A 10834-nucleotide genomic window follows, 5' to 3' on the forward strand; every position below is an offset into this window, starting at 1 on the left:
GGATATTCAAAATCATCCGAAACGCACGATAGGATCATCGGTACTTACATCGAACGCGAGTACTACGTTTGATGCTACATCAACTCATTGAATACACGACCCGATAATAACAATACTGTATTACATTAAATACATCTTCACACGCGCTGGCGTGTTTGCAAGATACCTAGTGTTTTTGGGTCAATACCCGTTCGTATCATGACCGTTCATTAAACGGACCACGTTCCGCTGCCTCACGGCAGCCGGAGCGATAACTTGCATCATGGGTAAAGGCTGCGTTGGCCGATTCTCTGCCTCGCAGCGCATGTGTAATAATCGGCCATCGTTATCCGCAGCATTCTGATAAAAAATAACGAAAAAATGACATTTGAAGCAGAGGAAAACACCATGAGTTCAAGCGTGGAAAACACAACGCCGCAGGCTCCTACGAAGAATAAAAAATACCAGCGCAAACGGGTAGTTACCCTGTTGACCATGCTGTTTTTACTGGTTGGCTGTATCTGGTTCGTCGACTGGTATCAGGTGCTCATGCACCATCAGGAAACCGACGATGCTTATGTAGCAGGCAATCAGGTGCAGTTGATATCCCAGGTGAGCGGTAGCGTCACCCGCGTCAACGTGGACAACACCGATTTCGTCAAGCAGGGGGCGGTTCTGGTCGAACTGGACGCGACTGATGCGCAGCTTGCTTTCGAACGCGCGCAGACCGCGCTGGCTAACAGCGTGCGCCAGACGCACCAGTTGATGATCAACAGCAAACAATATCAGGCCAACATCGATCTGTATCAAACAGAACTCAATAAAGCCACGGGCGACCTTGCGTGCCGTGAAGCACTGGGTAATGTGAATGCGATTGGCCGTGAAGATGTGCAGCACGCTCGTGATGCCGTCGCCAGTGCGCGTGCCTCACTGGAAGTGGCCAAGCAGCAATACCAGGCCAATCGCGCGATGATCCTTGATACGCCACTTGAGCAACAACCCGGTGTGCAGCAAGCTGCGACCGATCTGCGTGATGCCTGGTTGGCACTGCAAAGAACCCGTATTGTCATCCCGGTGGATGGCTATATTTCTCGCCGCAGCATACAGGTTGGTGCGCGTATCACCCCCCCTCTTCTGCACTGATGGCCGCGGTGCCCGCCCACCATTTATGGGTGGATACCAACTTTAAAGAAACGCAGCTTGCCAATATGCGTATCGCCCAACCCGTCACGGTGGTCAGTGATATCTACGGTGACGATGTGGTGTACCAGGGCAAGGTCGTCGGCCTCGATATGGGGACAGGCAGCGCGTTCTCTCTGCTGCCAGAGCAAAATGCTACCGGTAACTGGATCAAGGTCGTACAGCGTTTGCACGTGCGTATTGAGCTGGATGCGCAACAACTGGCTGAGCACCCATTGCGTATTGGCCTTTCCACACTGGTGAAAGTCGATACCGCCAATGTAGAAGGGAAAGTGCTTTCCGATGCACCGCGCAGCGCACCGGCATACCAAAGCGATGCGTTGACGCTGGATCTGGCCCCGGTCAATACTCTGTTCGACACCATTATTCGAGCTAATGCGGAATAACCTCGCAGGAGATGAGCGTGCAGAGAAAACCGCTTGAAGGCTCGGCCCTGGCCTGGATGACCGTCGCGCTGTCATTGGCGACCTTTATGCAGGTGCTGGATTCGACCATCGCTAACGTGGCCATCCCCACGATTGCCGGTAACCTGGGAGCCTCAAACTCCCAGGGCACTTGGGTTATCACGTCATTCTGGGTAGCCAATGCGATTTCCATTCCGATTACCGGTTGGCTCGCCAAACACATCGGTGAGGTACGTCTGTTTTTGTGGGCAACGGTACTGTTCGCCTTCACGTCATGGCTGTGCGGCGTCTCCACCAGCCTGGAAATGCTGATTTTCGCCCGTGTGCTTCAGGGGATCGTGGCAGGTCCGTTGATTCCGCTGTCGCAAAGCTTGTTGCTGAGTAACTATCCGCCTGCCCGACGGAGTATCGCACTGGCGCTCTGGTCAATGACGGTGGCGGTGGCACCCATTTGTGGCCCGATTCTCTGCGGCTGGATCAGCGATAATTATCACTGGTGCTGTATCTTCTTTATCAACGTACCGTTAGGCATTTTGGTGGTGGTGATTGCGATGCAAACCCTGAAGGGGCGCGAAACCAAAACCGAAATCCGACCCATTGATACCATCGGCCTGGCACTGTTGATTATCGGGATCGGTAGCCTGCAAATGATGCTGGACCGCTGTAAAGAGCTGGACTGGTTCAGTTCCAACGATATTATCATTTTGACCGTGGTGGCGGTGGTCTCCACTGCCTTCCTGATTGTGTGGGAGCTGACCGACGACCACCCTGTGGTGGATTTGTCGCCGTTTAAATAGCGTAACTTCACCATTGGCTGCTTGTGTATCAGCCTCGCCTACATGTTCTATTTTGGCTCCATCGTGCTGTTACCGCAGTTGTTGCAAACGGTCTTTGGCTATACCGCAACCTAGGCAGGTTTTGCCTCAGCGCCAGTCGGCCTGATGCCCGTGTTGCTCTCCCCAATCATTGGACGCTTTGCGCCGCGTTTGGATATGCGCAAGCTGGTGACGTTCAGCTTCATTATGTATGCCGTGTGCTTTTATTGGCGTGCGTATACCTTTGAACCAGGGATGGATTTCGGTGCCTCGGCCTGGCCGCAATTTGTGCAAGGGTTCGCCGTGGCCTGCTTCTTTATGTCGCTCACCACCATTACGCTTTCCGGATTACCCCCAGAACGACTGGCGGCGGCATAGAGCCTTTCGAACTTTGCGCGTACGCTGGCAGGCTCCATCGGTACCTCGATCACGACGACATTGTGGACACAGCGCGAATCGCTGCACCACGCGCATCTCACCGAATCGGTGACGCCTTACAACCCGATTGCTCAGGGCTCCTATCAGCAGTTGATGGAGATGGGGATGAGTGAGAAACAGGCTTCCGCCTACATCGCCCAACAGATAACCAATCAAGGGTTGATCATTTCGGACAATGAGATCTTTTGGGCAGCGGCAGGGGTCTTTCTGGTGCTGATGATATTGGTATGGTTTGCCCGGCCACCGTTTACTACCGGAGGGGGTGGCAGCGGCGCTCACTGAGAGAATTAGCCTACAGGCTAAAACATGACAACGTGGTTTATGTTTATAGCTGAGTAAGGTTTCGTGCGCGATCGCTCCCGTATCTATCTGCCACTTGCATGGCACGCGCCCGACGAGGGGAATGCAATCACCCATTCCCCTCGACCCCAGGCTATTTGCGCAATGTCGTCGCTTCGCGATGCCTTAGGAAACAGCTGGTGCCGGACGGACCGTCACCGAAGCGGCGGGGACTTTCGCAGCATCCATGCTGCTCATCCTGGCCCCATCTTTTTCCTCAGCGCCATTGGACGCGGGAAGTCAAAACAAAACCCCAGTCTGCCAGTTCGTTCTCTAACGCATCACTCTTCAGTGATGCTGTGCTGCCGCCACCATTCCGACAGCAAAATCCCCGTCGCAACGGAGATATTCAGGCTTTCCACTTTACCCGTACCACCGATAGACAGCGGCAAATCACCCTGCTGCCAGGTGCTGTCCGTCAGGCCATCACCTTCATGCCCCACCACCAATACCACTTTCTTCGGCAATGCTGTTTGTGCCAGCTGCTGCCCTTTGTGGCTGGAGGTGGTCGCGATGGTATAACCCGCGGCGCGGAACGCATCCAGCGCCGAGGGGAAACTATCGGTTTGAATGGCATTCACATGCTCTGCGCCGCCTTCTGCCGTGCGCACTGCCGCGCCAGATTCCAGCAACGACGGATCGTGAATCAGCACCCCTTCGACACCAAAGTGCGCGCAGGAGCGCACGATACCGCCAAGATTATGCGGATTACCCACATCTTCCAGCGCCAGCACGCAATCTGTTTCCTTCGCCTGTGCCTGTGCCAAATAATCATTCACATCAGAGCCCTGACGTTTCTTGATCAGGAAGCACACGCAGCCGTGGTGATCGGTGCCAGACGCCTTGGTGAGTTCTTCATCATCCACCACATGGTAGGCTTTACGGTTCGCCGCCATCCAGCGTAACGCTTCACGGAAACGCGGCGTCACTTCTTGCAGGAACCAGGCGCGAACAATGGCGTCCGGACGGTTGGTAAACAGCGCCTGACAGGCGTTTTCACCATAAACCCGCGTCTCTTCCTGACGCTGACGGCGAATCTGCTCGGGATCGAGACGACTCTTGCCCACAATCCCGCCGTGGTCTGGTGTCTCTACGGCATCCGGTGCGCGCGACACGGTTTTCCACGGTGAATCACTACCGCGACCGTAATCTTCCCGATCATCGCGCCCAGCATTGTCATTATTGCGGTGCGGATTTTCACGCACATAGCGCGGGTTCATGTCACGAGGATCGCGTGGTTTAGTACGCCCGTCTTTGTCTCGGTTATCACGCCGCCCGGTTTTTTCGTTATCATTGCGGCGATCACGCGCGCCGTCTCCGGTACGCGAATTTTTCTTTTCGTCCTCATTACGGACGTACATTATGCGGACCTTTCCGCTCTTACTACCCGCTGAATCGCTCATTATTTTCTCCACCAACGCGCTGGCGCGAAGATTACCTGATGTACACCCGCGACGCTACCGACTTCGGGTATAAAAGCGGAGTTTCCGTGACACCTCGGCAAACCATGACACCGAAACCTGAACCACAACGGTGATGTCTATTGTAATCATTGAGGAAACCACATTGTTTCTTCAGACGGCCATCACCATAATACGTTTACGTTTTTGCAACATGCTGTTGTTTTTCAAGCTGCCATCTGGTTATGGCACAACGTTGACCACAGCACATCTATTTTAGCCGTTTTATGATTTGAGGTCGCCTATGAACACGGTATGCGAATCCTGCCACACCACGAACCGTTTGCCTGAAGAACGCCTCCACGACAGCCCAAACTGTGGCCGCTGCGGCAGCGAGCTGTTTTCCGGTGATGTGATCAATGCCACCAGTGCCACATTCGACAAGCTGTTGCAAGACGATTTGCCTGTGGTCGTCGACTTTTGGGCTCCGTGGTGTGGTCCCTGCGTTGCCTTTGCCCCGATCTTTACGGCGGTGGCGCAAGAGCGCGCGGGTAAAGTTCGCTTTATCAAAGTGAATACCGAAGCTGAGCCGGAATTGAGCGACCGTTTTCGTATTCGTAGCATTCCAACGCTGATGGTGTTTAAACAGGGTAAACCGGTAGATATCATGAGCGGTACGTTGCCGAAAACGCCGTTCGAAAACTGGTTAGATGAAACGGTTTGAGCCGTTAAGCCATGTAATAAAAGCCGCACTGGGGCTTTCTGTCCTCCAGTGCGTCAAGTAGAATAGCGCTTTTTAGCGACTCACTATGCGCGATAACGCTGTTCTTCGTTTGCGCCAGCACCGGCTGGAACGCTCCACCCGCCCTTTTCGGGCCCGAGGTTGCCGTGTGGTACGTTGTCAACACTGCCTGCTGCCGGTGACCAACTGTCTGTGCGACACCATAATCTCACATTCGGCACGCAGCCTTTTCTGTTTGATCATGTTCGATACCGAGCCGTTAAAGCCCAGCAATACCGGCCGCCTAATTGCCGATATTCTGCCCGACACGCAGGCCTTTCTCTGGTCACGCACGGAGCCTGATCCGGCGTTGATGGCAGCACTGCAAACCTCGGACTATCAACCCTATCTGGTTTTTCTTGCGGATGAAGCCGAGCCGTCGCGTCAGGTATTGCACAGTTTACCGGATAACGCCAAGCCGCCGCTGTTTGTGCTGCTGGACGGTACCTGGCCGGAAGCGCGCAAGATGTTTCGCAAAAGCCCTTATCTGGATGCACTGCCCATTTTGTCGCTTGCGGTTGAATCACTTTCACGCTACCAACTGCGCGAAACCAGTAGCGCAGGACAACATTGCACGGCGGAAATTGCTGCCGCACTGTTGCAACAGGCGGGTGATAAGGATGCCAGCCAGTGCCTGCTCAATCACTTCGACAGCTTTCGTCAGCGTTATCTGGCCGGTAAAGCACATCGCACTGTGCAGGAAATTTCATCGACTGTCACAGCATAAAGGAATAAAAACCGCTATGATTCAGCTCTCTGTCCTGTCGGGAGCGAGCCATGAGTCAGCGCGGGTTAGAAGCGTTATTAAGACCAAAATCGATCGCCGTGCTGGGTGCATCGGAGAAACCGTGGCGCGCCGGTTTTCTCATGATGCAAAACCTGCTGGGCGGTCACTTCACCGGTCCGATCCTGCCCGTCACGCCCAAATACCGTGCCGTCTGTGGCGTACTGGCTTATCCAGATGTGGCAAGTTTGCCCATTACTCCCGACCTAGCGGTTCTCTGTACCCATGCCAGTCGCAATTTACTGATGCTGGAAGCGTTGGGCCAGCGCGGTTGTAAAACCGCGATTATTCTCTCTTCGCCCCCCGCGCAGGCGGAAGCGCTCAAAGCCTGCGCCAGCCGCTATGCCATGCGTCTGTTGGGTCCGAACAGTCTAGGGATACTGGCACCGTGGAAAGGTTTCAACGCCAGCTTCTCTCCCGTCCCGATCGTCAAAGGCAAGCTGGCGTTTATTTCTCAGTCCGCTGCGGTTTCCAATACTATTCTCGATTGGGCGCAGCAGCGCGGCATAGGTTTTTCCTACTTCATCGCACTGGGTGACAGCCTAGATATCGATGTGGATGATGTACTCGATTTTCTGGCGCGTGATGGTAAAACCAGCGCCATTCTATTGCATCTGGAACAGCTTAAAGATGCGCGGCGTTTTCTCTCCGCCGCGCGTAGCGCCGCCAGAAACAAGCCCATCCTGGTCATCAAGAGCGGCAGAACGCAGCTTGCTCAGCAGTTACTGCACGGGCATCAACTCGGGTTGGATGCCGCCTACGATGCGGCGATCCAGCGTGCCGGTCTGCTACGGGTACGAGACACCCACGAGTTGTTCTCCGCAGTGGAAACGCTGAGCCACCTGCGCCCGCTGTGCGGCGAGCGCTTGCTTATTGTCAGTAACGGCGCATCACCCGCCGCACAAGCGCTCGATCAATTGCTTAGCCGACAAGGCAAACTGGCGACCTTGACGGAACAGACTCAGCAGAAGCTGCGCGACATATTGTCTGAGGAAGTCCACATCGGAAACCCGCTCGATCTGCGCGACGACGCTACCGCTGCGCGCTACCTCAGCACGCTTTCGGTGCTGCTGGACAGCGATGACTACGATGCTCTGCTGATCATCCACGCACCGAGTGCCGCAGCGCCCGGCACCGAAAGCGCACAGCAATTGATTGCCTGCTGTCAGGCACATCCGCGCGGCAAACGTATCACCTTACTTACCAACTGGTGTGGCGAATATTCCTCTCAGGAGGCACGTCGTCTGTTCAATGAGGCTGGCATTCCCACCTACCGCACGCCCGAAGGAGCGGTCACTGCCTTTATGCATATCGTGGAATACCGGCGTAACCAGAAGCAACTGATGGAAACGCCGGCCCTGCCGCACGATCTCGGTATCAATGCCGCTCAGGCGCACCAACTGATTCATCAGGCGTTGACGGATGGGGTAACACAGTTGGATACCCACGAAGTTCAGCCAATTTTACACGCCTACGGGCTGCATACCTTGCCGACCTGGATTGCCAGTGACAGCGCAGAAGCGGTGCATATTGCCGAACAGATTGGTTACCCGGTCGCCATCAAGCTACGTTCGCCGGATATCCCGCACAAATCCGAAGTGCAAGGGGTGATGCTCTATCTGCGCACCGCCCATGAAGTCCAGCAAGCCGCCGATGCGATTATCGATCGTGTCAAACGCGCCTATCCGCAGGCGCGTATTCACGGGCTGCTAGTACAAGGCATGGCGAATCGCGCTGGCGCACAAGAACTGCGTATCGCGGTAGAACAGGACCCGATCTTCGGTCCGCTGATTTTATTGGGCGATGGCAGCGTGGAATGGAACAAGGATTCGCAGGCGGCGGTGGCCTTGCCACCGCTCAATATGACACTGGCGCGCTACCTGATAATGCAAGCGCTGAAAAGCGGAAAAATACGCGGGCGCAGCGCCCTGCATCCATTGGATATCGCCGGGCTCAGCCGGCTGCTGGTGCAGGTTTCCAACCTGATCCTGGACTGCCCGGAAGTGCATCGCCTCGATATTCATCCGCTGCTGGCATCAGGCAGTGAATTCACCCTGCTGGATGTCACACTCCATCTCGCACCTTTCTCTGGTGACCCCCAATCCCGATTAGCCATCCGCCCTTATCCCCAAGAGCTGGAAGAACAGGTGCAGCTCAATAATCAGGAGTATTGCCTGTTTCGCCCCATTCTGCCTGAGGACGAACCGCTGCTGGAACGCTTTATCGGCAACGTTACCAAAGAAGATCTCTACTACCGTTATTTCAGTGAAATCAACGAATTCAATCATGAAGATTTGGCGTACATGACGCAGATCGACTACGAGCGGGAAATGGCTTTTGTGGCGGTGCGCCCGACGGCGTTCGGTGATGAAATCATTGGCGTAACACGCGCCATTTCCGATCCCGATAATATTGCCGCGGAATTCGCGGTGCTGGTGCGTTCAGACTGTAAAGGGATGGGGATTGGTAAGCGTCTGCTCAGTAAGTTGATTGATTACACCCGTCGCCACGGATTAAAACAATTGAACGGCATTACCATGGCGCATAACCAGGGCATGGTCGCCTTGGCGAAGAAACTCGGTTTCACGGTAGACGTGCAATTGGACGAAGGGATTGTCACGCTGGTGCTGCCGTTGAACACACAAGATGTTGCGTGACAGAGCGTTTATTTTGGCGGTCAATCTGGTAATGAACGGTAAAACTTACTCACTACGCCCGAAAAGTAGTGGTATCATCGCCCGGTTCTGCATTCCCCTGACATCATTAATGACGGCCTTGCGCCGACTAATAAGAGAAGAAACGCACTGTGATGTTGTCTACATTTAAACGCAATAAATACCAACAACACCTTGCACAACTGCCCAAAATCCCTCAAGCAGCGGACGGCATTCAGACGTTACACTCCCCTGAACAGTTTCGCGCCGCGCTGATTAACCTGATCCAACAGGCCAAGACGCGAGTCTATCTGGTCGCACTCTATCTGGAGCAGGATGACGGCGGACAGGGCATACTCTCTGCGCTTTACAACGCCAAGCGCCGCAACCCCGATCTCGACGTGCGTGTGTTGGTCGATTGGCACCGTGCGCAGCGCGGGCGCATTGGTGACAAATCAGCGAGTACCAATGCGGATTGGTACTGCGACATGGCAGAAAAACACGCTGACGTGAAGTTTCCCATTTATGGTATTCCCGTCAATACACGCGAAGCACTCGGCGTCTTGCACCTGAAGGGCTTCATCGCTGATGACTGTGTGCTGTATAGCGGTGCCAGCCTGAACGATGTCTATCTGCATCAACATGATAAGTATCGCTACGATCGCTATCAGCTTATCCATAATGCGGCGCTGGCCAACACCATGTCGGGCTACATCACCACGCTGCTAAACGATCCGGCGGTGCAACGTCTGGACAGCCGTTCGCGGCCCAAAAATCTGGAAATTAAAGCGGATATTCGTCAATTCCGCCAAACGCTGCGCACCCTGGCTTACAACACGCCAGGCAGTGAGGGCGTCAATGGAGAACTGACGGTCACTCCGTTAGTCGGGTTGGGTAAACAAAGCACACTAAATAACACCATCCATCACCTGATGTTTTGTACCGAGCATCGACTGGTAATGTGCACCCCTTATTTCAACCTGCCCGCACTGCTGATCAAAAACGTGGTGCGCCTGCTCAAAGAGGGCAAGCAGGTGGAGATCATCATTGGCGACAAGACGGCTAACGATTTCTTTATTCCCGAAGATCAGCCGTTCAAGATCATCGGCGCATTGCCCTACCTGTATGAAATCAACCTGCGCCGCTTCGTCAGCCGCTTGCAGCGTTATATCGACAATCAGCAGTTAACCATGCGGTTGTGGAAGGATGGGGATAACAGCTTCCACCTCAAAGGGCTGTGGTCCGACGATACCTGGCAGTTACTGACAGGCAATAACCTCAATCCTCGCGCATGGCGTTTGGATTTGGAAAACGCCATCCTGATCCACGATCCTGAAAAAGTGCTGCTGGAACAGCGGTTGCGAGAGTTGGAGCAGATTCGCGCATACACCACGCCACTCCAGAGCTATACCGATTTGCAAGGTATCGCGCAATATCCTGTGAAAGTACGTAAATTGATACGCCGCTTGCGCCGTATCAGGATCGACAGGCTGATCAGTCGGATTCTGTAATTCAACACCGTAAAACCCCGTTCGCGGGGTTTTTGATTATCTGTGCAGACACAATCTCTGCTCATCACGCCCTTCTCCGCGCCATATTGTCATAAAACTGCCTTTTCCATTATCATAATGAAACAACGTTCCATTTATATTGAAATAATCAATACTACCGCGCTCGTTTTGTGATCTGCATCTAGGTAAATAAAATACCCTTCCGTTATTATCGTTCTATATAAAAAATCACAGTTTCACATATAAAACCACTATGAATATCTCACAACAACTTGAGCATAGCAAAGCACCAGCGGCAGTCCGTCTCGTGATGATCGTTTACTATATTGCCAATCGTGATGAAGCCAGCTTTACCGAGATCTGTACCGATCTGTCTATACCGAAAAGTAGGGTCGTGTATTCAATATGTTGATTGCAGTGTGAAATGTCCGGTTTTGGATGTGGAATACAGTGGCTAAAGTTGATGTAAGATGCCCGTTTTGTGAACAGACATCTCCTGTGAAAAAAACGGTTATGGCAAAAGTGGCCA

6 protein-coding genes and 2 pseudogenes are annotated in these 10834 nt (G+C 53.7%); 6 read left to right on the forward strand and 2 right to left on the reverse strand.

What is annotated here, in order from left to right:
* The first annotated feature begins 387 nt into the window (after window positions 1–387).
* Both emrA and emrB read left to right on the forward strand, forming a co-directional pair.
* A pseudogene (gene emrA / locus QZ506_RS13665) lies at window positions 388–1565 on the forward strand (multidrug efflux MFS transporter periplasmic adaptor subunit EmrA).
* Between the two features lie 11 nt (window positions 1566–1576).
* A pseudogene (gene emrB / locus QZ506_RS13670) lies at window positions 1577–3118 on the forward strand (multidrug efflux MFS transporter permease subunit EmrB).
* A 338-nt stretch (window positions 3119–3456) separates the two neighbouring features.
* Here emrB and QZ506_RS13675 read toward each other — a convergent pair.
* Entirely contained in the window at window positions 3457–4578 is a 1122-nt protein-coding gene (locus QZ506_RS13675; RefSeq protein ID WP_291971754.1) for a tRNA/rRNA methyltransferase, read from the reverse strand.
* A 301-nt stretch (window positions 4579–4879) separates the two neighbouring features.
* On the opposite strand from QZ506_RS13675, the gene trxC reads away from it, so the two are divergent.
* From trxC to pssA, 4 genes are all read left to right on the forward strand, one after another.
* Entirely contained in the window at window positions 4880–5299 is a 420-nt protein-coding gene (gene trxC, locus QZ506_RS13680) for a thioredoxin TrxC (protein WP_291971757.1), read from the forward strand.
* Between the two features lie 85 nt (window positions 5300–5384).
* On the forward strand, window positions 5385–6083 hold the full coding sequence (locus QZ506_RS13685) for a tRNA-uridine aminocarboxypropyltransferase (protein WP_291971759.1): 699 nt from the start codon (window positions 5385–5387) through the stop codon (window positions 6081–6083).
* A gap of 50 nt (window positions 6084–6133) precedes the next feature.
* Complete coding sequence (locus QZ506_RS13690) at window positions 6134–8797, forward strand: bifunctional acetate--CoA ligase family protein/GNAT family N-acetyltransferase (protein ID WP_291971761.1); 2664 nt, start codon at window positions 6134–6136, stop codon at window positions 8795–8797.
* 152 nt (window positions 8798–8949) lie between these two features.
* Complete coding sequence (gene pssA / locus QZ506_RS13695; protein WP_291971765.1) at window positions 8950–10305, forward strand: CDP-diacylglycerol--serine O-phosphatidyltransferase; 1356 nt, start codon at window positions 8950–8952, stop codon at window positions 10303–10305.
* Window positions 10306–10626: 321 nt separating this feature from the next.
* Here the strand turns inward: pssA and QZ506_RS13700 are convergent.
* On the reverse strand, window positions 10627–10834 hold a 208-nt coding region (locus QZ506_RS13700; RefSeq protein WP_291971763.1), incomplete at its 5' end, for a hypothetical protein.

The sequence above is a fragment of the Candidatus Symbiopectobacterium sp. genome (assembly GCF_020054415.1).
In the GTDB taxonomy this organism is placed as follows: Bacteria; Pseudomonadota; Gammaproteobacteria; order Enterobacterales; family Enterobacteriaceae; genus Symbiopectobacterium.

What these genes read in the sequence shown, in the direction of transcription:
- QZ506_RS13675 (WP_291971754.1), bottom strand. Translation starts at nt 4,578, where the DNA reads ATGAGCGATTCAGCGGGTAGTAAGAGCGGAAAGGTCCGCATAATGTAC.
- trxC (WP_291971757.1), top strand. Translation starts at nt 4,880, where the DNA reads ATGAACACGGTATGCGAATCCTGCCACACCACGAACCGTTTGCCTGAA.
- QZ506_RS13685 (WP_291971759.1), top strand. Translation starts at nt 5,385, where the DNA reads ATGCGCGATAACGCTGTTCTTCGTTTGCGCCAGCACCGGCTGGAACGC.
- QZ506_RS13690 (WP_291971761.1), top strand. Translation starts at nt 6,134, where the DNA reads ATGAGTCAGCGCGGGTTAGAAGCGTTATTAAGACCAAAATCGATCGCC.
- pssA (WP_291971765.1), top strand. Translation starts at nt 8,950, where the DNA reads ATGTTGTCTACATTTAAACGCAATAAATACCAACAACACCTTGCACAA.